The organism is Francisella sciaenopsi, from assembly GCF_045862875.1.
GTDB lineage: Bacteria > Pseudomonadota > Gammaproteobacteria > Francisellales > Francisellaceae > Francisella > Francisella sciaenopsi.
In genome coordinates this window covers 64,737-90,636 of record NZ_BTHG01000006.1, presented here as the reverse complement: position 1 = coordinate 90,636, position 25,900 = coordinate 64,737, and the positions used below count along the sequence as shown (strand labels likewise).

Genomic DNA, 25,900 nt, shown 5'->3' with positions numbered 1-25,900 from the left:
AAATCAAATTCTTCATCTTTGAAAAAACCTTGCAATCTTCTGAAGTTCAAAGATATTATTGTTATTAAATATCCTGATATCCTTGACAAGTTAACTGTTTATGATGATATTAAACCCATTAATAGATTACATAAGTAATCTACTCTCGACTTATCTAAGTAAATATTTTAGATAAATTTCCTCTTGGCTGATTACAGTGCTTTTTCATGTCTCATAAATAATGAACAAATAAGGCTTTTGTCAGCTTTTTTAATTTTTTCATCATGTACATCTATCTTAAACTATATTTACTTGGTATTACCAAAGTTATTATCTATAATTTATAGTAGGTTTGGATGTATTAGGAATAATATATGTTTATAGAGTTTGCCCTTAAGAATCAGGTACTTAAATTTGGTGAATTTACCCTTAAATCAGGACGTATTAGTCCATATTTCTTTAATGCGGGGTTATTTAACACAGGTACTCAACTTGCAACACTTGCCGATTATTACGCTCAACTGATTACCAAAAGCAATATCAAGTACGATATTCTTTTTGGACCAGCATATAAAGGAATTCCTCTAGTTGCAGCTATCTCTACTGTACTAGCTCTGAAGTATAATATAGATATGCCTTATGCTTTTGATCGTAAAGAAGCAAAAGATCATGGTGAAGGTGGTGTATTTGTTGGTGCCGACATGACTAATAAAAAAGTATTACTCATAGATGATGTGATGACTGCAGGTACCGCATTTCACGAGTCATACAACAAGCTAAAAACTATTAATGCTGAGATAGCTGGTGTTATACTATCGATAGATCGACAAGAAAAAGCTAAAGATAGCGATATTTCAGCAACCAAGAAAATATCTCAAGATTTCAATATCCCAGTTTTAGCGGTGACAAACTTTGAAAATATTTTTGAGTATGTCAAAGAAAATCTTGATGAAACAATAATCGACAAATTCAAACAGTATCGTCAAAAATATGGCTCATAACAAAGATATTTATCTAATTTCGGATCTTCATCTAAATGCTAACCATGCTGAGATGGCCGATCTTTTTAAAAAGTTTTTAGATAGTATTACATCTACACAAAATCAACTTTTCATACTTGGTGACTTTTTTGATTATTGGATTGGTGACAACCACAGAGATGACTTTTATCATAAAATCACAAAGTGGCTAAAAGAAGCTTCAGATCAAGGTTTAGAAATATTTTTCATGTATGGAAATCGTGATTTTTTGATTGGTCGAAAATTTGCTAAACAAAGTGGAGTGACTCTAATTAAAGATCCGTATTATATAAATATATCTAATCAAAAAATACTTTTCTCGCATGGAGATCTATTTTGTACAGATGATAAGAGTTACCAAACTTATAGAAAATGGATTGCATATAACCCTATTCTGAGATTTATTTTTAGAAGATTACCTTTATTCATAAGAGAATATACAGCAAAGAATGTCCGCCAAGCAAGCTATGTAAAAAATCGTAAGAATCCAAATGTTGATGTAACTAATAAAGGTATCGAAAAATATCGTAACAATTGTGATATTGTCATTCATGGTCATACGCATAAAATGGCTATACATATAGCTGATAACTATACTAGATATGTACTTGGTGACTGGTTCAACGATGGTAATTATATAAAAATCTCAAAAAATGGTGAGATTATGCAAATCACCTCAATTTAGATAATCCTTTTTTTAAAGCCAAATTTCTAACTAATTAATTGAAGTAAATATCGCTTAAACATATAATAATTTTATCTTTATTTTCCATATAATGTAATTATGTATTTCGGTGTTGACTATTACCCAGAGCAATGGGACTATTCTCTTATTGATGATGATTTAAATCGTATAGCAAATTCTGAGTTAAATTGTATTAGAATTGCTGAATTTGCTTGGCATCTAATGGAGCCTAGAGAAAATCAGTTTGATTTTAGTTTTTTTGAAATGATACTAAATAAAGCTCATAAACTAGGATTAAAAGTCATGTTAGGCACGCCTACAGCAACTGTTCCTGCATGGCTATATAAAAAAGATCCTAAAATTTTCTCTATTGATGAAAATGGTTTACAAAGACATTTTGGTGGTAGAAGACAAGCTTGCCTAAATTCGCCAACTTATAATAAGTATGCTGAGCGCATTACTCAAAAAATGGTTGAAACATATCATAAACACCCAGCTTTACTGCTTTGGCACATTGATAATGAGCTTGGTCATGAAACTAGTGATATGTGTTATTGTGATCAGTGTGAATTGGAGTTTAGAAACTATCTAAAACAACAGTTTAATAACGACATCAATTCATTTAATGATGCTATTGGTTCTGTTTTTTGGTCTCAAACTTACAACAATTTTGATGAAATAAATATTCCTCGTCCAACAATTCCAGCTCCAAATCCTGGTATGATATTATACTTCAATCGCTTTAGAGCTCAAACAACAACAAACTTTTTAGCAATACAAGCTAAGGTTATTAAAGATATGGTACCAAACCAACAAACTTTACATAATTTTACTGGGGACTACTTTTCTAAAGCACAAGATCATACAGATCTAGCAGAACAAATAGATATCGTTGCTTTAAACAACTATCCAGTATGGGGTGGTCAACAAATCCCTGTAGATGCATATAAAACAGCTATGAAGTTAGATCAAACTAGAGGTTTTCATAGAAAAAACTACTGGATCACAGAACAACTGATAGGTGCTCAAGCTCATAATATAATGGGATTTGTACCTAGGCCTGGACATGCTAAGTTATGGTCCTTCCAAGCTATGGCTAGAGGCTGTGAAAACCTAATATATTTCAGATGGCGTACTGCCACAAAAGGTGCTGAACAATTTTGTTATGGCGTACTAGATCATGATAACAAATATAACCATCGTTATGATGAAATGATAGATATCATTAGATTAGCAAAACAAAATCAAAAGGCAATACAAGCTCCAACACAATCAAAAGTAGCATTGCTATACTCAATGGATAATATCTATAGCTGGCGTATTCAGCAACAATCTACCGCTTTTAATATCCAACATGAACACGCTAGGCTATACAAACCTTTTTTTGATGCAAACATTAGTGTTGACGTATTAGATATTCGTCATAATTTTAGTAGTTATTCTATTTTATTACTTCCAGTAGCTATGTTAATTACTGATGAAAATATTGCTAGAATCAAAACATTCATCGAGAATGGTGGCACAGTTATCGCTACATTTAGAGCAGGCCTAAAAGAATATCATAATGAAATTCGTTTTGGCGTTGAGAATCCAATTCATGAACTTGCTGGTGTAAAAGCAGAATATTTTGAGCCTCTTCCTATAGGAGCAGATTGTAAAATCAAATATCAAGGTAAAGATTTAACTGCTACCGTATGGCGTGATATGCTTACAGTTAAAGAATCTAGCAAGTCACTATGTAACTATATTGATGAATTTGAAAATTATAGTGCTGCTGTAAAAAATAAAGTGGGCAAGGGAGAAATTTATTATATAGGCACCGGTATTGATGATGAATATTTTTGGAATGATTTAGTCTTAGATTTAGCTAAAAAACATAATTTAGATACTTATAGTTCTCCGAGTGACATTGAAGTTGTTATCAAAGGTGAAAAGGATTCTAAAATTGCTATTATCTTAAATCACAATGGAAATGAAATAGAATATTTAGGGCTTAAACTTAAAGCATATGATACTCAAATATTAAAATACTCAGAGTTTTATGAATTATACTCTAAATATTACCAATAGGAATCTATCATGAAATACAATATCCGTCGTTGGAATCCTTTTTTAATTTCAATACCCGATATTGGAATTGGAATGTACTGGTCATTAACTGGAACTATTGGCTCATGGATAGTATACCAACATACAGACTCATCTTTATTAGCTGGATTTTTGTTATCCATGGCTGCATTCACTGGTTTATTTATGCAGACACTATCAGGAATTATTTCTGACAAAACTTCCCCAAGCACCTTTCTTGGCAAAAGAACAACTTGGCTATTAATAGGACTTATAAGCACATGTATATTTCAGATGTTATGGCCTTTTGCTCCTAATTATATTTGTTTATTTGTAATAGCTTTTTTGACATATGCTAGCATAAACTTCTTTCAAGGACCTTACTACACAATGGTTGTAGAAGTTGTTGATCGTGATCAAATTCCTTTTGCTACACTACTAGCTAGGACTACAGCACAAATAGGAACAATAATTATTGGTCTAGTTGGAGCAATGATCTGGAACATGGGTGGTGCTTTTCTCAGCTGTATTTTTGTATGCTTACTCTTAATAGTTCCTACTATAGCAGTAATACCTTTTATAGTTAAAGAAAGACCTGAAAATCAGATGACGTCTGCTTTTAAACTAAGCTTTGATATATTCAGCAATAGAAATATTAATCTGCTATTTTTGGCTACTTTCTGTATGCTAACTGGATTTGGTGCTTTTATGCCTCTAATGGGAGGATATATGAACCACTACTTAGGTTTTAGTAAAGACTTTTCAGCATCATTAGTAATGTTTTTTGGGATAGGCTCTGTTATTGTTGGAATACTAGCAACAACTATTATTAATCTAATAAAGGTTGAAAATATATTTAAAATCGGACTATTAGTATTTGCTATTGCATTAATATGTGGATCTTTTTTAACTACAGAAAGCTATCTTTGGTATATTATCACATTCGCAGTTGCTACAGGATTTATTCTATCTCAAGTATCTTGCTATACATTGATAGCTAAACTAGCTCCTAAAGATAGGCTTGGTGAATATATGGGATGGTTAAATATGTTTTTCTCATTACCTCAACTAATTATCCTTATATGTGGTGGATTACTTATAGATAGTAATTTAGCACCATATTTATATTGGATAGCTGGAGTTATTTTAATAATAGGATTTATTGCAGTTACTCAGATTAAATCAAAGAATTCTTAAAGAATTTTGCGAACTTACTTTTTTCTTAAGCTTCAAAAGCTCTTGTATAAACTTCGCAAAGTTCATCCATAGACTTATTTATCGCTACCTTATGTTGCTCTTTGTCTAGTAGCTTCTGTAACGCTGGCGTAGCTGGAACCTGTATATCTAATATTGGCTCAATTACGCTCTCAAATTTAGCAGGATGTGCAGTCGCTACGATTATATAATCCTTATTAACATCAAGCTGATTTTTTGCTACAAAACCTGTTGCAGTGTGTGGGCAAACAACTTCATTATACTGACGATAAACTTGCTTAATTTCTTCTATGATTTCAAAATCAGAAACACATATAGCCTTAACATTAGCTTTGAAATTTTCATAATTCCCTAGCAAGTATAATAATCTTTCAAAATTACTAGGATTACCAACATCCATCGCATTAGCTAATGTTTCAACACTTGCTCTTGGGTTAAATTCTCCAGTATTTAAGTAATCTATAACCGTATCATTTGCATTTAGACTCATAGATATCTCACCGATTGGGAAGCCCATTTGTTTAGCCCAAAATGCTGCTGTGATATTACCAATATTACCAGATGGAACTATGTAGTTTGCTTTCTCTCCAGTCTGTGAATAATGCTGCCATGATGTATAAGCATAGTAAGTAGATTGTGGTAGTAATCTACCAATATTAATACTATTAGATGTATTTAGTTTCGTTCTTTCTGTCCACCAAGGTGTCTTAAAAGCTTCTTTAACTAAACTTTGACAATCATCAAAAACTCCTTCAACTTCAACAGCTTGTATATTATCTCCCCAACAAGTTATTTGTTTTTCTTGTCTCTTGGAGATTTTACCCTTAGGAAACATCACTATAACACGAATATTACCCTTACCATGAAAAGCTGCTGCTACTGCAGAACCTGTATCGCCAGAGGTTGCCACTAAAATTGTAAATGGCTTCTCACTATCTATAGAACTTAAACAATTTGCTAAAAATCTCGCACCAAAATCCTTAAAAGATAAAGTTGGTCCATGAAAAAGCTCTAAAACAGATGTAGTTTTATCCAAGCGCTTAACTGGCACATCAAATGTAAAAGCATTATTACAAATCTTATCTAAAGAAGCTTCAAGCTGATCTCCCTTAAAGAACTCTCTCAAAGTATTTGCAGCAAATTCAGCATAGCTAATATCTTTAGCAAAACTCTGCCAATCAACCGTTGGAAATCTCTCCGGTACAAACAGTCCTCCATCAGGAGCTAACCCAGACTGCATTGCCTCGCTTAATGAAACTTTGATATTTTTATCTCTTGTACTAATAAAATTCATGTCTTACCTTTATTATTTTTTCTCTAGTATATATGCACCTTTGTCACTCATAGCACTTATCCAGCTATCTGACTTTAGGTCAAATTCTTTAAACTTATCTTGCATTGTTTTAGCAACAACATTCGCATCATCTTGTTTTTTTACAAGTGCAAACATTGTCGGTCCTGATCCTGATATACCACAAGCTATCGCACCAGTATCATAAGCAGCTTTTTGTACATCATAAAACCCTGTGATTAATTTAGATCTTCTTGGTTCAATCAATATATCTTTTAGACTTTGACTCAACAATTCAATATCTTGTGTGTATAAAGCACTTATTGTAGCTGCTAAGCATGCACTATGTTCAACTATTGTAGATAAATCATAAGGCTCTTTCAAAAGCTCACGTGCTTTTTTTGTCTCAATTGAAAGATCTGGACAAACTATAACGACATTACAATCAACTATTGGTAAATCTATTTTTTTGCATGGTTTTGAACTTTGTAATAATACCAGTCCACCAAACATACATGGAACTGCATTATCACCATGAAATGATCCTGATATCAAACTCTCACCATAGATAGCATAGTCAATCAAATCATCATAGCTATACGGTGTTTCAAAAAAAGCATTCATCGCGACTAGAGCTGCAACAGATGAGGCTGCTGAACCACCCATACCAGAACCTAAAGTAATACCTTTTTGTATATAAACATCAAAACCTATCTTGATATTTTTATCTGTCAAAAACTTTTTAATTACCGCTGTAGCAACATTCTTATCACTGTCAAAAGGTAATTTATCTGCGCCAGTGGCTCCACTAATTTGTTTGATAATCAACTCAGTATCATCTCTTTTGATAAGCTCTATAGTATCACCGACTCCATCAATAGCAAATCCTAGCAAATCATAACCAACTGCAAAATTTGCACTAGTTGCTGGAGCAAATGCCTTAGCTGATTTAATATTAGCTAATTTCATGACTACTTTTCTCTTATCACAGTTATAACATCAGCATATACACCTGCCGCTGTTACCTCAACACCAGCACCAGCACCTTGGATAACCATAGGCTGAGTATATCTATCTGTATTTATCATTACGATATTATCAGTACCTTTCACATTTGCAAAAGGACTAGATTCATCATAAGCTTGAATACCTACATTTGCCGCACCATTAACTATAGATCCAACATAATGCACACCAGCAAGTTTTTGCTTCTTAGCTGCTATTTGTTGCATTATTTGCTCGTTAAATGCTGGAAGTTTTGCAAAAAACTCTTCTACACTACATTCACGCAACTCTTCAGGTACTAAATTTTCAATAACCAAGTCATTCAAGCCTATATTTAAACCTATCTCTCGAGCTAAGATCACTGTCTTTCTCGCGACATCCATACCCGATAAATCTTGTCTTGGATCTGGCTCTGTATACCCAGCATCATAAGCCATTTTAACTGCATCTGAGAAAATCACACCGTTATTTAACTGAGTAAATAAATAGCTTAAAGTTCCTGAGAAAATTCCTTTTATAGTGCTAACATGATCACCACTTTGAACCATATTTTGTAATGTAACTATTAGCGGAAGACCCGCACAAACGTTTGTTTCATATAGAAAACTAGTACCATTTTGCTTAGCGACTTTTCTAAGCTCTTGATAGAACTCATAGTTTCCTGAATTTGCATATTTATTAGGAGTAATTACGCTTATTCCATTCTTTAAGAAATTACTATAATTTTTCGAAACATTTTCACTTGCCGTAGCATCAATAACAATTTTTTTTGTAGCTGAAGCATGTGACATAAACTCAGCCAACTTCTCTAGATTAACTTGTTCTGTATTCTCATTAAGTAGATTATCTATATTTTCAAATAATAAATTCTCATAAGAAACTCGCATTTGCTTTGAATTAGTAGCTCCGACTAATACTAAATTAATGCCTTTTGCATACCATTTTTCATAAGTTTTTTTGACTTGTTTAATAAATGCTGTACCAATATTTCCAGCTCCAATAACAGCAATTGCGATATCATCACTCTCAGAATTATAGTGACGATGCATAGCTTGTACGCCACGTATCTCATCTTCTGCTTTTACAGCAAATGTAACACTTCTTTCTGATGATCCTTGAGCAATAGCATGTATATTGATATTTGCTAACTTAAGTGAATTTACCAATTTTGCTAGCGAGCCAGTCTTAGACTTCATGCCCTCACCAACAGCTGTAATCAAAGCATGATGTTTATGAACAACTATTTCTTCGATAAGATTACTCTTTATCTCATTTGCAAACTCTTGTCTAAGAGCTTCTGTTGCTTTGTCCGCGTTGACACTATCTATAGCAAAACAGATAGAGTACTCAGAACTAGCCTGAGATATCATCATTACCGACACTTCTGCCTTCTCTAACGCTCCAAATACTTTAAATGATATTCCTGATACACCAATCATACCAGCACCTTGCACACGCACAATCGCAACATCTGAGACGCTTGTTAGACCTTTGATAATTCCTTGATTTTCATCTTTATCTGCACTAATTTTAGTACCAACTTCATTTGGAGAATAACTACTCTTAATGTAGATTGGAGTTCTTTCTAGAGCCATAGGAGCAATAGTCAAAGGATGTACTACAGATGCACCGAAGTATGCAAGCTCAAGAGCTTCTTTATATGTTAATTGAGTTAGAGGTTTTGCTTCTGGAACCACTTGTGGATTTGCACTATATACACCCGCCACATCTGTCCAAATATATAATTTATCTGCTTGTAATAATTTGGCAAAAATAGCTGCTGAGTAATCACTACAATTCAAACCTAATATAGTTCTTTTGCCTAGTCTATTTTGAGCAATAAAGCCAGTTATGATATATACATCTGCTGGATTATCATTTTTGATAGACTCAAGTAGCTCCAAACTTTTTTGCCAGTCAACTGTAACAGGATAGCTACGATCATTTACAATCAAACATTGTGATGCATCTATGAAATAAGATTTTTTACCTTTTGATTGCAAATATAGTGTAAGAATTTTAGCTGACCAGATTTCCCCAAACCCTAGTATGAAAAATCTTAAGCTATCTGCACAAAAACCTGTAATAGCAATAGTACTTAAAATATGTTTGATATTTTTTAAATCTTCTAAGATTGACTGCTGCAGTGAATCATCTGAAGGAACTAATTCCTGAAGTATAGAACTATGATGCTCAAAAATAAAATTAAGTGTTTCACTATAATCTTGAGATTCAATCGCTTGATCTATAGCTTTTTGTAAATTACTAGTAGTTTTTGCTGACGCAGAAACTACCACAGCTTCATCGACACAACTAATTATATTCGAAACATTTTTTATTTTCTCAGCTGATGCTAAACTACTACCACCAAATTTATGTACTATCATATTTTACACTCTTACTCTTAACAAATATCAAATTGATTACTTTTGTATTATACTTGAGCCATAAATTTTATCACTAATAATTATGAGGGTTTTATGCTTAAAGTTGGTTTTATTGGTTGGCGTGGAATGGTTGGCTCAGTTTTGATGTCTCGCATGGTTGAATCGAAAGATTTTGATGATATCATGCCAACATTTTTTTCAACATCTCAAGCAGGACAACAGCCTTCAGGTTTTATGGAGAAATATGGCGCACTACTAGATGCCTACAGCATCGAAGAATTAGCTAAAATGGATATACTTCTAAGCTGTCAAGGTGGTGAATATACCAAAGAAATTCACTCTAAGTTAAGAGCATCTGGTTGGCAAGGTTTTTGGATAGATGCCGCATCTACACTACGTCTAGAGAATGAAAGTACTCTAGTTCTAGATCCATTAAATCATGGGCAAATAATCAACGCTATTGATAGTGGTAAAAAAGACTTTATTGGTAGTAATTGCACTGTTAGTTTAATGTCTCTAGCAATCGCTGGACTACTTAAAGAAGATCTTGTTGAATGGGTTAACTCTAGTACTTACCAAGCGATATCAGGTTCTGGTGCTGCAGCAATGCAAGAACTTCTCCAACAAGCTGATCTTTTGAGTAAAGCTGATGATACAAATACAGATATACTAACAAGAGAAAAAACTCTAAGAGAACTATCTAAAGACTCTTCAAAAATCCCTCAACAAAAAACTGTACAAACTTTGGCTTATAATCTATTGCCTTGGATAGATGTTGGTATGCCAAGTGGACAAACAAAAGAAGAGTACAAGGCAGCTACAGAACTAAACAAGATTTTAGATACTAAGAAAACAATCCCTGTTGATGGCGTATGTGTCAGAGTTTCTAGCCTAAGATCACATTCTCAAGCTTTGACAGTCAAGCTTAGAAAGAAACTAACGATTGATGAAATTAAGCAAAAAATATCTCAAGGTAACGAGTGGGTTAAAGTAATAGATAATAACAAAGAAGAAACTCTTAAGCACCTAACACCTCAAGCAACTTCAGGAACTCTTGATATCGCTATAGGTCGTATTAAGTCATCTCTATTAGCTGATGATATATTTCATTGTTTCACGGTGGGAGATCAGCTATTATGGGGAGCTGCAGAACCACTAAGAAGAGTTTTAAATATTATTAAAAATAAAATCTGAAATAAAAAATCTTAGAAAGTTTAAAAGATTCAATTCTTTTAGGCTATTCCCAAACATAACCTTTTGGCAAATCACAAGATACGCCTTTTTGGCTTAGCATCATAGTTTTCATATTTGTAATAGGACAACTACAAGTCGCATACTCTTTTGAACCTTTCTCATATTTACATGGCTGAGTCATACAACCTGCCACATCAATATTTTGACATTTAACCCCTTCACCTGGTTTTGCAATATCATAGTCCTTATTCATATCAAAACCATAAGTTGAAATTAAATCAGCACCTGGGATAAAAGAGACATTATCATCTTGAGTATTTTGATTAGCTATATACTTACACACTGGAGCTTCTACTCCTTTACAATCACCATTACCATCCGGTAGACAAGTAGAAAGGTTTTTACACTTTGAGCCATCTTTACCACAAACTGCTACTGTCTTATAATAAACACCTAAGTTCATAATTCCATCAATATTGACATAGTTAGGACCTGTGAAAACCTTACATCTACAATTAGCTATTTTTCCATCTTCGCTTACTTTACATGGCATAGCTTGATTGTTTGGATTTATACCTGTTGCTTCTGGAGAGCCTGAGTAGTGACAATTTGCATAAGTTGCATTTGCACAATACAGTTGTTTAGTTGCACTAGTTGCTCCACCACCAGACCAAGCTGAGCCATATTTAGTAGGCTTACATAAGGTCGGATAAAAAGGCATATTACTACAGTTATCGCCACAAAAGGGTCTTACAGAATCACAAAGTACATTTGACTCCATTAGTGGATACTTCACGATATCTTTACCAAAAGATATGCTTATAAGTAATACAAAAGCTAATATAGCAAAAAGTCTTTTCATAATATCCCTTATAAATTTTCCTTAACAAATTTGACAACTTCTTCCATTTTAAAGCTTCTAGCTCCTTTGACAGTAAGTTTAGTATTTTGTTGAGATTTATACTCATCGAGTACTTTTAATAAATCATTATTTAACTTTTGTTTGTCATCATAATATTTAGCATTTAAACCTTTATACTCTTCTAAAGCAAACTTTATTAAATTTTTTTCGCCAAATAAAAATATATTATCCAAATTTGCTTTATTGAGCCACTGCCCCATCTTGCGATGATAGTTCTCTGCCTCATCACCTAGTTCTCTCATTGAGGTAATTGCTATAACTTTTTTACCATCATAACCTGCTAAATCTTCAATAGCTGCTTTAACTGCTGTTGCACTAGCATTATATGTATCATCTACAAGAGTAAATCTATCATTTAGTTTTTCAATTGAGAATCTACCTTTATAGTTTTTGATATTTTGCGTATTTTGTAAGAAGTCAGCAGGTTCCAGTCCTGCAGCAACTACACTTGCTATTGCAAGCATACTATTAGACAAATTATGCTTACCAATATTTGGCAACTGATAGTTATATTGTTTGTCAAAGATTCTAACCTTAACATCATAGAACTCTGGTGTAACCTGATAATCTAAGATGATGATATCTGCATCTTGCTTACTCATTGAGCAAGTAATTTTGTTACAGTCTAATTTGCCTGAATAAGCTGGTATTCTTTCATCATCAAGATTTACAATGCAAAAACCATCTTTTGGTAAAGTTTTAAGAAGCTCACCTTTTTCAACCATTACACCATCTATAGTTTTTAGGTTTTCTAAATGGCTAGCACCAACATTTGTTATCAACGCAATATCTGGTTGAATAATTTCAGCAGCAGCTTTTATCTCACCTGCAACGCTTGTACCAGTTTCAATCACAGCAAAATCGACATCTTGTGGAGTTTCTAAAACTGTCATCGGCACACCAAGATAGTTGTTGAAATTACCTTGCGTAAAATGTACTTTTTTACCTCCAAGTAGAGTTACCATCATCTCTTTAACAGTTGTTTTACCACAACTGCCAGTTAAGGAAATAATTGGCATTTTTAGAGACTTACGATACTCTTTGGCTAATGCTCTAAGTCCCTTGATAGTATTACCACAAACTACTTGCGGAATATTTATATCTTGTTTTTTTGATACTAACAAAGCTTTTGCACCATTGCTAATAGCACTTGGAATAAACTCATGGCCGTCACGATTAGCTACAATCGCAACAAATAAAGCATCTTGCTTAATATCATTAGAATTAATGCTAACTGTTTGAATTGATACATCTTCACCGATGTATTCTAACCCAGATTGTGTTGCTAATTGTTTTAGTGATTTGATCATTTTTTCTCCATAAGACTAATATCAAATTCCCCTTCCTGTCACTGAGCGAAGTCTAAGTGTGAAGGGAAAATAGCTTTAAATAAACTATCGTAGTGACAGATCATTGATCTGTCTGTTTTCTTATGACAGTACAATGTACTGTCACTACAAATATTTGCTTAAACTAGCCAACCTTTCTCTACAGCCAAATCAATCTGTCCTTTTACATATTGCCATAACTCTGGAGCAATGTCTTTTAATCCTAAGTTTCTATTAATAACTTTTTCTTTAGGTACTTTGCCATAAGCTACCCAACTACCACCATTATTTTGCATATTTTGCAAAACTGGGACTGCTCGCTCGATAGCTTTTGAATATTTTGCTTCTGCTGTTTGATTATCTTCAAACTCAATCCATAAGGCTTTATACTCATCAGCCTCATCTTTTGGCAACAATGCAAATATTTTTTCTAATGCTTCTAGCTCTTTATCATTTTGCTCTGCAAGTATTGCATGATTATCAAAAGCATAAGTATCACCTGCATATATCTCAACAATATCATGGATCAATAGCATCTTAAGCACTTTTAGCATATCAAGCTCTTCACTTGCATATTCTTCTAATATAACGCCCATAAGAGCTACATGCCAACTATGTTCTGCTGTATTCTCTCTACGATTATTATCACATTTTATCAATGCTCTACGATATACGCCTTTTAGCTTATCTATCTCTTGGATAAAACTTATTTTCTTTTCTAAATTTGTCATTTTGCTCCATAAATATCATAAATTTCCCTTCAAAATATTGAAGGGGTGGCAACCTTTAGGTTGACGGGGTAGTGTTTTTATACTTAGCGATAACTTCTCGCTCATCAAAATACTCTTTAATGCCATTTTTATCAAGATAGCACTCATGACCTTTACCGGCTAATAGAATAACATCATTGGCTTTCGAGTTTTCAATACTATATTTAATAGCTTTTTCTCTACTATCAATAAAAGTATGCTTATCAGGATGACTAAAACCTTTTTTGATATCATCAAAAATACTTTCAATATTTTCAAAACGGTTATTATCTTCTGTAACGACTACTTTATTAGCGTATTCTTCTGCTATTTTAGCCATTATAGGTCTTTTGGTGGTATCTCTATTACCACCACAACCAAAGATACACCATAGATCATTTAGATGATAGTTTGCTAAAGTTTGTAGAGCTTTCTCCAAAGCATCTGGAGTATGCGCATAGTCAATTATGATTTTAGCACAATTTGCTAATGCGATTACTTCCATACGCCCTTTTACAGGTTTTAATTTAGAAATATTTTCTAGAAGTTGATCTCTAGTAGAGCCATCATCTAATGCCGCTAAGCTCAAACCCAAATTCATTAGATTAAATTCGCCAACTAAAGATGTTTGATAAGTACCCATATACTTTTGAGAAATATATAAATCAAAGCTTGTTTGCATATTCTCTATACTCCTAGATTCCAGATAAATATCCGCTTTTTTTGATTTTAAACTGACTGTTACTATCTCACAATCGCAAACTTTACACAGTTTCAAACCATATTCATCATCTATATTTATTACAGCTTTTTTAAGGCTTTTAAACTGGAACAGTTTTGCTTTAGCCTCAAAATAATTATCCATAGTCTTATGATAATCAAGATGATCATGACTAAGATTACTAAATACTGCAATATCAAAATCTAAACCTTCAGTACGCTTTTGATCCAATGAGTGAGAAGATACTTCCATAACAAGATTTTGATAATCCTTATAATATGAAATAGTTTGATACAAAGATAATATGTCTAATGTTGTATGGGTACTTTCTTGTAGATCTGGATAAATCCCATTGCCATTTGTACCTAGTAATAATGATTTTTGACCGATTAATTTTTGTAATTGTGCAATATAACTAGAAATAGATGTTTTACCATTTGTACCTGTTATACCTATTATATTTTGTGGCTTTTTATAGTCATAAAACCATTTAGCAAGGTTCGATAGTTTCTCTTTTAAATTTTGAATATAGAAAACACATTTATGATCTTCAAATTCATGACTATCTGTTAATACTAAGCTAACATTTTTAGCTAAAACACTATCAATATATTTATTACCATCAGTTGATAGCCCTTTGAGAGCTATAAATGCTGATTTTGCGTCACATTTACGACTATCTAAAGATAGCGTTTCAATTTGAAAATTATTTGGAGATAAGGTTTGAATATCTAGAAATTTTAATATTTGATTTATACTTTTCATTTTAATTTTCACCACATTAAAGCACTTTGTGGCAAGCTTATGTCAAAGTCATTGATCCAGTGACTACAACTGTCTGGGCTTGCGAGTTTTGTAGGCACCAATGACTTACATTAAAGCGCGAACATGTGCTAAGCAGTTTTGCATACTTTTTCTACTATTGCAAAAAGTATGTCGCTAAAATTTACATCGTAAGTTAACGAAAGCATTTAATCAATTGTCTTTTTTAAAAGCTGGAAAACCTAATTTTTCTCTAGCACTATAATATTCTTTAGCCACTTCTAGGGCTAACTTTCTAACTCTTAGAATATAGCCTTGTCTTTCTGTCACAGATATTGCATGACGCGCATCTAATAAGTTAAAAGTATGTGAAGCTTTCAATACAAACTCATAAGCTGGTATCGGTAGATTTTTTCCTACTAGTCTATAACCTTCTTTCTCTAATAAATCAAACTGTTTGAAAAGCTCTTCAACATTAGCCTCTTCAAAATTATAAGTAGACATCTCAATTTCATTTTGTAAAAATACATCACGATAATACAAAGGACCATTTTGCGTATTAGCCCATAAGATATCATACATACTATCAACATTTTGGATATACATAGCTAGTCGCTCAAGACCATAAGTAATCTCACCCATAACCGGCTTACACTCCAGTCCACCTACTTGTTGGAAATATGTAAACTGTGTAATCTCCATACCATTTGACCATACTTCCCAACCAAGTCCCCAAGCACCTAGTGTTGGCGACTCCCAGTTATCTTCAACAAAACGAATATCATTCTCTAATGGATCAATACCTAGCTCTCTAAGTGAACCAAGATATAATTCTTGAATATCATCAGGCGATGGCTTCATTACAACCTGATATTGATAGTAATGCTGTGTACGATTTGGATTCTCACCATAACGACCATCTGTAGGACGTCTAGATGGTTGGACATATGCTGCTGTCCATGGCTCTGGACCTATCGCTCGTAGAGTTGTCGCTGGATGAAAAGTCCCAGCACCTACTTCCATATCTAATGGCTGAATAATCGCACAACCTTTAGATGCCCAATAATGATGTAGTTTTAAAATAATTTCTTGAAATGTAAGCATTTTGAATATTTTTTAACCTAATTAATTGAGATAGATTTTAACATATTTAAAGTTAGAGTTGCGAAAAATGCTTAGAGGATGTTGATATTTCTATTCAAGTACAAAAAATAAGTTTATGTAATATCTAAAAAGGTTAAATAGTGTTGTTTTATACTCATAATTATTTTTTTATAAATTTTGATGATGGTAACGCCGTGCTCTGGGGCAAACCGGAGCGCAGCGTAGGTTTGTCCCTAGCAGCACTTTGTTATGCCTTTTTCGCACTTTCCGAAACTTTCAATGCAGATTTTCCTGCTTTTTCAATAATTTCTAGTGCTTTCTCTAATGCTCCAGCGTCTACCGTTGGGCTTTCCTGTTTGCTAAATGCATTTATACCCGTGATATTCCAGTGTTCGAATGCTTCTTTAACTTCTGACCAATTGGCGGTAGAGCCATAAGATTCAAGGTAAAATTTGCCAAAATTAATGGCATGCCTTCTATCGGCATTTTTAAGTGACTCCTGCATATATGAGCTACTAAACAAATAAGAGTATTTGGCAACCCCCAGAAGTAGACCAACTGCGATAATCCCCTTGAATAAAGTAAAGATTAGAAATGGCCATGATACATCCTTTAAGTCATCGATATTTGTAGTGAATGTGATTACCACAAATAATGCGAAGCCGATTACCATAGCCCCTGCACCAATGCCACTCCATATTTTAGATATAGTATGAAATTTGGACTCTTTGCTACCCAATGCCTCTAAAGCATCGGCAACGTAATCTCTCGATGTTTGCTCTAACTTTTTTCTGCCTTCTTCGGTTAGCCTTTCCTTTTCTTGCTGTAATTCCATAGCAGCTTTTTTCAAGTCGGCTTCGCGTTGGGCCACTTCATTTTCTAATCGATGACGAAGTTCAGCAACTTCAGCCTCTCTCATATGAAAATGCTTTTCAAAATTCTTCTGCCGATCTAACAACTTTCTTTCTCGGTCAACAAAGAACTTCTCTCTTTCTTCAAATTCTTTTCTTAGCTCTCTTTCTTTTTCTATTTGCTCTTCTTTTAAGCGAGACCGATAAGCATCAAGCTCACGCTCCTGATGCTCGATAATTTCTCTATACCGAGATAATTCGCGCTCTCTTGCATCTAAATACTCATTTTCCTTCTTAGCTTCTTCGCGCCTTCTGGACTCTTCCATTCTATCTTGCATGAGCTCTACTCTTTAAATTGGCATAACAATTATTAATACACCAATCATAATCACATATCATTATTATTTCAAACAATTAGCCATAAAAAGAATCACTAAACACATTAAATACACGATAGATAGACAGTTTAAGTATAGATATGTTGTTATTTACGCAAAATATAATCATTAAAACATAAAATGCCTAAACAGAAAAAACTATTAGATATTATTAGAGATAAGATCAGACTAAAACACTATAGTTACAAAACAGAGCAAACATATATTTCTTGGATTAAAAGATACATATACTTTCATGATAAAAAGCACCCCAAAGATATGGGCAAGTTAGAAATAGAAGCATTTCTCACACACCTAACAACCCATAAAAATGTGGCTGCAACCACCCAAAACCAAGCTTTTAATGCTATATTGTTTTTATATGAGCAAGTTTTACAAATATCATTAAAAGATCAAAACATTAATGCGTTAAGAGCCAAACAGCGTGAAAGGATGCCTACAGTTCTATCTATGGAAGAAGTTAAGCTAGTAATATTCAATATGTCTGGTGTATATAAAATAATGCTCTCATTGCTATATGGAGCAGGCCTCAGAATGCACGAGTTATTAAGATTGAGAATCAAAGATATTGATTTTGCTATGGGTAATATCTATATAATCGATAGCAAAGGATTAAAGGATAGAATAGTTCCCTTGCCTAAATCTATAATAGAAGATTTACAAATGCACATGCAATATGTACAGAACATTCACAACAAAGATTTAGCTGATGGATTTGGAGAAGTTGAAATGCCAAATAATCTATCCTCTAAATACCCAAATGCAAAATATAAATTTCAATGGCAATATCTATTTCCTATGAAAACAACAACACTGACACTAGATAAAAAAACTAGAATGAGATTTCATATACTAGATAGAACTTTTAGCAGAAATATACAATCAGCTGTAAGAAAATCTAATATAAATAAGCATGTAACTGCCCATACTTTTAGGCACTCATTCGCAACCCATCTACTTCAAAATGGCATCGATATTAGAACAATACAAGAACTACTTGGTCATAAGGATGTAAGTACTACGATGATTTATACTCACATAGTAAAAGAGCTAAACAAAGGTAACTTTAAATCTCCATTAGATATAATGTAGTAATAAAAGGCTACCTCACAAATGACTTTACAATTTGTGTTTGTAGCCATTCACCTGCGATATTAGATTATCAAAATCAACCAACTTCCATTGCTAATTTAGTGAACCATTATTCTACAATATTTTATAAGTATTTTTAGATGCTATTTTTTCAACCATCTCAAAGAGATAGATTACTTTTATTAAATTTAAGCGATTTATTTCTACATCATTTCAAAGAATTTAAGACAATTGCTCTCTAATTAAATAATTAAGATTTCCCATAAAATAATTTTGCATAGACAAACTCTTCAATCCAGCGTTATCAATTATCTCTTGAGTTGTTATCTCATCTGCTCCAAGCTTACCCACTTGTTTCCCAAGAATTACGACCTCATCATTTAGATTAATATCGTTCTCATAACCTGTTATGTCAACCATTGTAGTATTCATTGACATCGCACCAATAGTATTAAATCTTTTACCACCAATCAAAACTTGCTTTAAATCATAAGGAACACCATTAACTTTACCAAAAGGAATATTTGCTAAGACAGAATCTTTATCCAATATAGCCTTACTACCATAACCAATAGTATCTCCCTTTGAGAAATGCATTTTTGCAGCTACATGACTCTTAAATGACATTAAAGGTTTTAAATCTTTTGGTGATTCTTTTTCTGTTTTCTCACCATAAATTAAAGAACCTACTCTAATCATATCAAAATGAGATTCTGACATTCTTAATGCTGCTGATGTTGCAGCCATATGTAATAACAGTTCATCTCTATTTAACTTACCTTCCTGTATAACCCAGTTTGCTTGTTGCTCAAATTTCTTAATTGCTATTTTTGAACTTGTTAAATCCTTATCTCCAGCATTCGGGAAATGACTCATTATTCCAACAATTTTTAAATTTTTCAGACCTAAAATATTTTTTAACTCTTGTTTACCTTCTTCTGAATCAAGGTCAACGCCATTACGTCCCATACCTGCAGAATTTAAATTTATATTAATAGGAATAACCATATTATATTTTTCTGCTATTTCATCCATTTGTTTAGCAAGATTATAATTACCAGTCATTTCAACAATTTGACCATATTGTTGAGGATTTTTAGCAACATCTTCAATTTCATCTAACGTTGCTTCTCTAAGCCTCATAATAGTAGCATTAACATTACTTTTATATAGATCAAACATTTCTGAATTTTCTGTTACTCCATAATATTTAATACCTGCTTTTTTAGCAGCATCTACCAAATTCAAAATACCATAACCATAAGCATTAGACTTCATAACTATCAATATCTTTAAATCTTGAGGAAATAGTTGTTGCACTAATTTTAAGTTATCATAAAAAGCTTGGCTATCTATTAATACATGATTAGGTGAGTAAGGAGAAAATGTCGCTTTACTATCAATAGATGTTGTAGTGTTTAAATTATCTGCAAAAGTTAAATTTGGTATTAATAAAACTATCGCAAAAAGTAATGATAATAAATACTTCGTTGATTTACTTTTATACATAAATATCCTCTTTAATAAATTAATAAGACTAAATTTTAGAAAGTTTTATCTTATCAAAAATAAATATTAAAGAGAAATTCTTTTTAATTACATAAAGATTTTCGCATTTCGTTATACAAACATTATGTCTTTATAATAAGCTTATTTAAATCAGCCAACTTCCATTGCCAATTGGGTTCACCCACAGTACCAGGAGTATTTAGTCTAGCATGACTATCCAACTCTAAAACATCCTGGACTGGTAAAATCACATATTCAGCATCACAATTTAGTAAATACTTAATAATTTTTTTAAAAATATTTTTATCATTAGCTTTGAAATATTTCTTTAACAGCTTTCTTTGGTATCTATTTAGCTCATCAAAATACCAACCTTTGAGCGTATTGTTGTCATGCGTTCCAGAGTAAGCAACAATATTTGCATCATCAATAAAGCTACCAGTCTTCAGATCAAAGTGGAAAGGAAAAACCTTCATACCTTTTAACTTGTAGTGATCACGCAACTCAAGCACTTCAGGGCGTAAATCTCCTAAATCTTCCGCAATAATATTAGCATCTGGAATACGCTTATAGACTGTATCAAAGAAATCATAACCAGGAGCTTCTATCCATTCACCATTTATAGCAGTTTTTTCACCTGCAGGTATCTTCCAATATGTATCAAAAGCTCTAAAATGATCAATCCTGACAATATCAAATAGTTTGAAGTTACCATTTAATCGATCTATCCAAAAATCAAAGTTTGTTTCTTTGAGCTTATCCCAATCATATAAAGGGTTGCCCCATAGCTGACCAGTTTCTGAGAAAAAGTCAGGTGGAACTCCTGCGACATAACTAGGATTTTGATTCTCATCTAATAAAAATATTTCTTGATGCTCCCATACATCAGCAGAGTCAAAACCAAGATAGATAGGCAAATCACCCATTATTTCAATATTATTTTTATTAGCATACCCTCTTAGCTCAAACCACTGTTTATAAAAGATAAACTGTAAAAATATTTGGTAATCTATCTCTTGTTGAAATTGATCCAATTCTATAGCTTTCTCTTTGATCCAGTTTTTATATTCTTGCGGCCAAAAATTCCAAGCTTGGTTATCATTTGCCTTTCTAAAGGCTTTAAAAATAGCATAATTTTTAACCCAAGTGTTTTGAGCTATAAAATCATTATATTCTTGTTCAAACTTATCTTTTGAGCTTTGAAAATTACTAAATGCTTCTTCAAGATATTTATCTTTGAAATTACGAACAAGTTCATATTCAACTTTGTTAGAGTTTGCATTTAGATTCTTAAGAGATGATTCTTCAAGCAAACCATAATCTGCTAGTTTTTCTAAGCTAATATAAATTTCATCTCCTGCAAAAGAAGAGCTTGACTGATATGGTGAATTACCAAAGCCTAGTGGCGTAAGTGGTAATACCTGCCAAATCTTAGTATTTGCTTGTTTTAGGATATCAACAAATTCATAAGCACTTTTACCCAAATCACCAATACCAAATTGACTTGGTAAACTTGAGATAGCTAATAATAATCCAGATTTTTTCATATACTCTCTCTACATCATAAACAAAATGCACATTGCGACAAGCTGTTGTAAATTAATGTTCTAACAGTTACAACTGTCTGTGCTTAAGTGAGTTTTGTAACTGTCGTTAGTTTACAACATAGCGAGAGCAGAATGCTAGATAGTTTTGCATACTTTTTCTGCTATGGAAAAAGTATGTCGCTATTACTTGCAAAACAAGTAGCGAAATCACATTTTAAATTAAATCTTCCAGATATCTCTATTATAGTCAGCAATAGTTCTATCTGAACTGAAGAACCCAGCTTTTGCAATATTTACTAAAGCCATAGACATCCATTCTTTACGATTTTCATAATCTTTGATCATTTGATCTTTAACTTTTGCATACTCTACAAGATCTATCAAAGTCATAAACCAGTCCTTATTAAGTAACTCGTTATACAACTCTTTTAAGTTAGATTTCTTACCAAGCTTAACAAGTTTTTTAGAGACTATAAAATCTACAATTGGCTTGATCGCAGGCTGCTTATAGTAATCTTTAGAAATATAACCACTAGTCTTGTATAGATTGATAATAGTGTCACTATCCTTACCAAAAGTGTAGATATTATCCTGTCCAACTAGCTCAGCAATCTCAACGTTAGCACCATCCATAGTTCCTAATGTAATAGCACCATTTAGCATAAACTTCATGTTACCTGTACCACTAGCTTCTTTTGATGCTAGAGATATTTGCTCAGAGATATCAGCAGCAGGGATTAACTTCTCAGCAACACTTACATTATAGTTCTCAACAAACAATACTCTCATGTACTTATTCACATCAGAATCATTATTGATAAGCTCTTGTAAGCATAGGATTAAATGAATAATATCCTTAGCTATAATATAAGCCGGAGCTGCCTTACCACCGAAAATAAAGTTAACAGCTCTTGCAGGCTTAAGCTTACCTGATTTAATCTGTAAATATCTATGGATTATATACAAAGCATTCATTTGTTGACGCTTATATTCATGGATACGCTTGATTTGCACATCAAATATTCCATCTTTGATAAGCTCTACACCATAATGCTCTTTAGCAAATTTAATAAATTGTGCTTTTTTAACCTTTTTGATATCTTCAAGAGCTTTTAAAGTATCATCATTATCAAATTTTAGAAGTTTTTCTAAATCTGTAGCTTTAGTTTTGAAACTATCGCCGATAACACTTTCTAAGTATTTAGTTAACTCAGGGTTAGATTGTAATAACCATCTTCTAAATGTTATACCATTAGTCTTATTATTAAATTTATTTGGATAAATATCATTAAAATGCTTCAATTCATCATTTTTAAGAATCTCTGTATGAAGTGCTGCTACACCATTCACACTAAAGCTATAATGAATACTCATATGAGCCATATGTACAATACTTTGATCATCAATGATAGATAACTTCTCATCAATATGCTCAAGCTTAACTTTAGCATCTAAATATCTAATAATATCGATTAACTCTTGAGTTAGTACTTTTTTAAGATATCTTAGAGGCCATTTCTCTAGCGCTTCAGCTAGGATAGTATGGTTAGTATACGCTACTGTTTTCTTAACTATTTCGATAGCTGCATCTATAGATATACCTCTAGCCATAAGCTGACGTACAAGCTCAGGAATCACTAAAGTTGGATGAGTATCATTAATTTGAATAGTTGCATGCTCATGAAGCTTCTCAATTGAGTAGCCTTTATCATCCATATCAGCAAAGACTAAATGCACCGCATTACTTACCATGAAATACTGTTGGAAAATTCTTAATAAATGTCCTGCTTCATCGCTATCATCTGGATATAAGAAAAGCGTAACATTCTTTTCGATAGCTGTTTTATCAAAAGATATACCTTTTTTAACGATACTAGAGTCAACACTCTCAGCATCAAATAAACATAACTTATTAACAAAATTATTTTGATAACCAACCATCTCAATATCATACATCTGAGATTGTATACTAAAACCATTGAAATCAATCTTATAAGCAGCTTTTCTCTTATTAAGCCAACCTTTGTCTTCTATCCATGGATTTGGTGTTTCTTTTTGTAGGTTCTTTTTGAATTTTTGCTTAAATAAACCATAATGATAGTTCAAACTAACACCCGTTGCAGGAATAGCTAATGATGCTATTGAATCTAAAAAGCACGCTGCTAATCTACCTAAACCACCATTACCTAGAGAAGGCTCTGGCTCGCACTCTTCTATCAAAGCAATATCTTTACCATTAGCCTCAAATAGCTCTTTAACATCATTATAAATTCCAAAATTTATAAGATTATTTGCTAGCATTCTACCGATCAAAAATTCACTAGATATATAATATATTTTCTTTTTGAAATCAGGCGTTGGTAGTTTTTCTGTTTGCTCTTTAACATAAGATAATAGAGCATAATATAGATCTTGATCACTTGCTTTAGCTATATCACATCCTAAAGCATCTTGTAAAAAAAGCTTGATTTGATTTTTGTTATCCATTTTTTTAGAAACCTTTGATAATAATTCATTGATAAAAAATAATTACATTAAAAATTATAATATCATTTAAGTATTTTTTTTGGTAAAAAAAATATTGATTTTTTGATTTTTTTGAAAGCTTATTAAACTAATTGAGAATAAATTTGATGTATTTTATCAGCAGCTGCATTCCAATCTACTTTTTGTTGCATTGCAGTTTTTCTAACCTTCTTCCAGTCTGCTTTACGATTATATAATGCAAATGCTCGACGAATTGCTAAAGTTAGAGACTCTACACTAAACTCATCAAAAACAAACCCTGTAGCCGTACCATCAGCTAAATTCTCCAATGAAGAATCTGTAACGGTATCTGCTAGACCACCAACTTTATGTACTAAAGGTAAAGTTCCATAAGTCAGACCATATAATTGTGTTAATCCACAAGGCTCAAAACGAGATGGTACCATTATCACATCAGAACCAGCAATTATACGATGTGCTTGCTCTTCATCATAACCGATTTGTACAGCTATTGATTTAGGAGATTTCTTAGCGGCTGCTAAAAACGCTTCTTCTAAAGCTTTATCACCACTTCCTAACAAAACAACTTGACCACCTCTACTAGTGATTTCACCTATTGCTTCAATTAAAAGGTTTAGGCCTTTTTGCTCAGTTAAGCGTGTTACAATTCCAAAAACTACTGCATCCTCTTTTTTCGCAAGTCCAGTCATTGCCTGTAGAGCTGTTTTACATTTTGCTTTACCAACATTCGCTGTAGTAACTGAATAGTTAGCTTCTATAAGAGTATCTTTTTTAGGATTCCATACATGAGGATCTACGCCATTAAGTACTCCATACAGATCATTATGACGATCTGCAAGTAGTCCTTCTAACCCACATCCCTGCTCATAAGACTGAATCTCTTTAGCATATGTAGGACTTACTGTGGTAATCTTATCAGCAAAGTATAGACCTGCCTTCATAAAAGATACTTGACCATAGAACTCTAAACCATTCATACTCAAGAATATACCTGGTAAATCTAACTCCGCAAAAACACTCATTGGGAAAAGACCTTGATAAGCAAGATTATGCACAGTGAACACCGTTTTTACAGCTTTTTTGCCAGATGCTAACTCACTTGCTTTGATATAAGCAGGTACTAATCCAGCATGCCAATCATGACTATGAACAACTTCTGGTTTCCACTTAGCATCTAAGCCTTCGGAAATTCTCGCCGCTACCCAGCCCAATAAAGCAAATCTAAGATAATTATCTGCATAAGCTTGATTACTACTATCTGCATACGGATTACCTGGACGAGCAAATAGACTAGGCGCATCTATTACATATATGTCGATTTTAGTATTAGGAATCTTAGCTAAAAATATGTTTATCTCTTCTGCACCAAAACGAGAAGGGATATTAATCAAAAGCTGTTTATCCTTAATAGCATTCATAAATGCTGGAAATCCTGGAACTAGAACCCTACTATCAACTCCAAAACTAGCTAACGCAGGAGGCAAGGCAGCTGTAACATCCGCAAGACCTCCTGTTTTTAGAATTGGATATAATTCACTACATACATGTAAAACGCGCATAAGCTTCT

Annotated in this window: 19 protein-coding genes; 6 read left to right on the top strand and 13 right to left on the bottom strand. The window is 32.9% G+C overall.

Going from position 1 to position 25,900, the window contains the following annotated elements; genetic code table 11:
- The first annotated feature begins 353 nt into the window (after positions 1-353).
- From pyrE to ACKTR7_RS07805, 4 genes are all read left to right on the top strand, one after another.
- Positions 354-980, top strand: a complete 627-nt coding sequence (pyrE, locus tag ACKTR7_RS07820) for an orotate phosphoribosyltransferase (protein WP_407877780.1) — start codon at positions 354-356, stop codon at positions 978-980.
- Positions 970-1,683, top strand: coding sequence for a UDP-2,3-diacylglucosamine diphosphatase (locus tag ACKTR7_RS07815; RefSeq protein ID WP_407877779.1), 714 nt, complete (start codon positions 970-972; stop codon positions 1,681-1,683). Before pyrE ends, ACKTR7_RS07815 begins: the two co-directional genes overlap by 11 nt.
- Before the next feature lie 99 nt (positions 1,684-1,782).
- A complete protein-coding gene (locus ACKTR7_RS07810) occupies positions 1,783-3,753 on the top strand; it encodes a beta-galactosidase (protein ID WP_407877778.1) in 1,971 nt (656 codons plus the stop codon).
- A 9-nt stretch (positions 3,754-3,762) separates the two neighbouring features.
- Positions 3,763-4,947 (top strand): MFS transporter, encoded by a 1,185-nt coding sequence (locus tag ACKTR7_RS07805; RefSeq protein ID WP_407877777.1) that lies wholly within the window; start codon positions 3,763-3,765, stop codon positions 4,945-4,947.
- Between the two features lie 25 nt (positions 4,948-4,972).
- Here ACKTR7_RS07805 and thrC read toward each other — a convergent pair whose 3' ends face one another.
- From thrC to thrA, 3 genes are read right to left on the bottom strand one after another with little or no spacing between them, the layout of a single operon-like run.
- Positions 4,973-6,259: a threonine synthase gene (gene thrC, locus ACKTR7_RS07800; RefSeq protein WP_407877776.1), complete on the bottom strand. Its 1,287-nt coding sequence runs from the start codon at positions 6,257-6,259 to the stop codon at positions 4,973-4,975.
- A 12-nt stretch (positions 6,260-6,271) separates the two neighbouring features.
- Positions 6,272-7,225 (bottom strand): homoserine kinase, encoded by a 954-nt coding sequence (locus ACKTR7_RS07795; protein ID WP_407877775.1) that lies wholly within the window; start codon positions 7,223-7,225, stop codon positions 6,272-6,274.
- A 2-nt stretch (positions 7,226-7,227) separates the two neighbouring features.
- Complete coding sequence (gene thrA, locus ACKTR7_RS07790) at positions 7,228-9,648, bottom strand: bifunctional aspartate kinase/homoserine dehydrogenase I (protein ID WP_407877774.1); 2,421 nt, start codon at positions 9,646-9,648, stop codon at positions 7,228-7,230.
- Between the two features lie 93 nt (positions 9,649-9,741).
- On the opposite strand from thrA, the gene asd reads away from it, so the two are divergent.
- The gene (gene asd, locus ACKTR7_RS07785) at positions 9,742-10,842 is read left to right on the top strand and encodes an aspartate-semialdehyde dehydrogenase (RefSeq protein ID WP_407877773.1); all 1,101 of its coding nucleotides are present in this window, start codon (positions 9,742-9,744) and stop codon (positions 10,840-10,842) included.
- 43 nt (positions 10,843-10,885) lie between these two features.
- On the opposite strand, the gene ACKTR7_RS07780 is transcribed toward asd, so the two are convergent.
- The 6 genes from ACKTR7_RS07780 to ACKTR7_RS07755 all read right to left on the bottom strand — a co-directional run bounded on the left by ACKTR7_RS07780 (position 10,886) and on the right by ACKTR7_RS07755 (position 17,617).
- Positions 10,886-11,704, bottom strand: coding sequence for a hypothetical protein (locus tag ACKTR7_RS07780; RefSeq protein ID WP_407877772.1), 819 nt, complete (start codon positions 11,702-11,704; stop codon positions 10,886-10,888).
- 8 nt (positions 11,705-11,712) lie between these two features.
- The gene (locus ACKTR7_RS07775; RefSeq protein WP_407877771.1) at positions 11,713-13,074 is read right to left on the bottom strand and encodes a UDP-N-acetylmuramoyl-tripeptide--D-alanyl-D-alanine ligase; all 1,362 of its coding nucleotides are present in this window, start codon (positions 13,072-13,074) and stop codon (positions 11,713-11,715) included.
- Positions 13,075-13,232: 158 nt separating this feature from the next.
- Positions 13,233-13,823, bottom strand: coding sequence for an HD domain-containing protein (locus tag ACKTR7_RS07770; protein ID WP_407877770.1), 591 nt, complete (start codon positions 13,821-13,823; stop codon positions 13,233-13,235).
- 55 nt (positions 13,824-13,878) lie between these two features.
- Positions 13,879-15,327: a UDP-N-acetylmuramoyl-L-alanyl-D-glutamate--2,6-diaminopimelate ligase gene (locus ACKTR7_RS07765; RefSeq protein ID WP_407877769.1), complete on the bottom strand. Its 1,449-nt coding sequence runs from the start codon at positions 15,325-15,327 to the stop codon at positions 13,879-13,881.
- A gap of 210 nt (positions 15,328-15,537) precedes the next feature.
- Positions 15,538-16,428 (bottom strand): glycine--tRNA ligase subunit alpha, encoded by an 891-nt coding sequence (glyQ, locus tag ACKTR7_RS07760; protein WP_004288222.1) that lies wholly within the window; start codon positions 16,426-16,428, stop codon positions 15,538-15,540.
- A 247-nt stretch (positions 16,429-16,675) separates the two neighbouring features.
- Complete coding sequence (locus ACKTR7_RS07755) at positions 16,676-17,617, bottom strand: hypothetical protein (protein WP_407877768.1); 942 nt, start codon at positions 17,615-17,617, stop codon at positions 16,676-16,678.
- A gap of 180 nt (positions 17,618-17,797) precedes the next feature.
- Between ACKTR7_RS07755 and ACKTR7_RS07750 the strand changes: the two genes are divergently transcribed.
- A complete protein-coding gene (locus ACKTR7_RS07750) occupies positions 17,798-18,769 on the top strand; it encodes an integron integrase (RefSeq protein WP_369841977.1) in 972 nt (323 codons plus the stop codon).
- A gap of 222 nt (positions 18,770-18,991) precedes the next feature.
- Here ACKTR7_RS07750 and alr read toward each other — a convergent pair whose 3' ends face one another.
- From alr to glgA, 4 genes are all read right to left on the bottom strand, one after another.
- Complete coding sequence (gene alr / locus ACKTR7_RS07745; protein WP_407877767.1) at positions 18,992-20,278, bottom strand: alanine racemase; 1,287 nt, start codon at positions 20,276-20,278, stop codon at positions 18,992-18,994.
- 122 nt (positions 20,279-20,400) lie between these two features.
- Positions 20,401-21,825: a 4-alpha-glucanotransferase gene (gene malQ / locus ACKTR7_RS07740; RefSeq protein ID WP_407877766.1), complete on the bottom strand. Its 1,425-nt coding sequence runs from the start codon at positions 21,823-21,825 to the stop codon at positions 20,401-20,403.
- A gap of 219 nt (positions 21,826-22,044) precedes the next feature.
- Complete coding sequence (gene glgP, locus ACKTR7_RS07735; RefSeq protein ID WP_222830975.1) at positions 22,045-24,312, bottom strand: glycogen/starch/alpha-glucan family phosphorylase; 2,268 nt, start codon at positions 24,310-24,312, stop codon at positions 22,045-22,047.
- Between the two features lie 122 nt (positions 24,313-24,434).
- Positions 24,435-25,892, bottom strand: coding sequence for a glycogen synthase GlgA (gene glgA, locus ACKTR7_RS07730; RefSeq protein ID WP_407877765.1), 1,458 nt, complete (start codon positions 25,890-25,892; stop codon positions 24,435-24,437).
- Positions 25,893-25,900: the final 8 nt, after the last annotated feature.

Bases quoted from the DNA above. Each gene is read 5' to 3' on its own strand.
- pyrE (WP_407877780.1), top strand. From the start codon at position 354: ATGTTTATAGAGTTTGCCCTTAAGAATCAGGTACTTAAATTTGGTGAA.
- ACKTR7_RS07815 (WP_407877779.1), top strand. From the start codon at position 970: ATGGCTCATAACAAAGATATTTATCTAATTTCGGATCTTCATCTAAAT.
- ACKTR7_RS07810 (WP_407877778.1), top strand. From the start codon at position 1,783: ATGTATTTCGGTGTTGACTATTACCCAGAGCAATGGGACTATTCTCTT.
- ACKTR7_RS07805 (WP_407877777.1), top strand. From the start codon at position 3,763: ATGAAATACAATATCCGTCGTTGGAATCCTTTTTTAATTTCAATACCC.
- thrC (WP_407877776.1), bottom strand. From the start codon at position 6,259: ATGAATTTTATTAGTACAAGAGATAAAAATATCAAAGTTTCATTAAGC.
- ACKTR7_RS07795 (WP_407877775.1), bottom strand. From the start codon at position 7,225: ATGAAATTAGCTAATATTAAATCAGCTAAGGCATTTGCTCCAGCAACT.
- thrA (WP_407877774.1), bottom strand. From the start codon at position 9,648: ATGATAGTACATAAATTTGGTGGTAGTAGTTTAGCATCAGCTGAGAAA.
- asd (WP_407877773.1), top strand. From the start codon at position 9,742: ATGCTTAAAGTTGGTTTTATTGGTTGGCGTGGAATGGTTGGCTCAGTT.
- ACKTR7_RS07780 (WP_407877772.1), bottom strand. From the start codon at position 11,704: ATGAAAAGACTTTTTGCTATATTAGCTTTTGTATTACTTATAAGCATA.
- ACKTR7_RS07775 (WP_407877771.1), bottom strand. From the start codon at position 13,074: ATGATCAAATCACTAAAACAATTAGCAACACAATCTGGGTTAGAATAC.
- ACKTR7_RS07770 (WP_407877770.1), bottom strand. From the start codon at position 13,823: ATGACAAATTTAGAAAAGAAAATAAGTTTTATCCAAGAGATAGATAAG.
- ACKTR7_RS07765 (WP_407877769.1), bottom strand. From the start codon at position 15,327: ATGAAAAGTATAAATCAAATATTAAAATTTCTAGATATTCAAACCTTA.
- glyQ (WP_004288222.1), bottom strand. From the start codon at position 16,428: ATGCTTACATTTCAAGAAATTATTTTAAAACTACATCATTATTGGGCA.
- ACKTR7_RS07755 (WP_407877768.1), bottom strand. From the start codon at position 17,617: ATGCAAGATAGAATGGAAGAGTCCAGAAGGCGCGAAGAAGCTAAGAAG.
- ACKTR7_RS07750 (WP_369841977.1), top strand. From the start codon at position 17,798: ATGCCTAAACAGAAAAAACTATTAGATATTATTAGAGATAAGATCAGA.
- alr (WP_407877767.1), bottom strand. From the start codon at position 20,278: ATGTATAAAAGTAAATCAACGAAGTATTTATTATCATTACTTTTTGCG.
- malQ (WP_407877766.1), bottom strand. From the start codon at position 21,825: ATGAAAAAATCTGGATTATTATTAGCTATCTCAAGTTTACCAAGTCAA.
- glgP (WP_222830975.1), bottom strand. From the start codon at position 24,312: ATGGATAACAAAAATCAAATCAAGCTTTTTTTACAAGATGCTTTAGGA.
- glgA (WP_407877765.1), bottom strand. From the start codon at position 25,892: ATGCGCGTTTTACATGTATGTAGTGAATTATATCCAATTCTAAAAACA.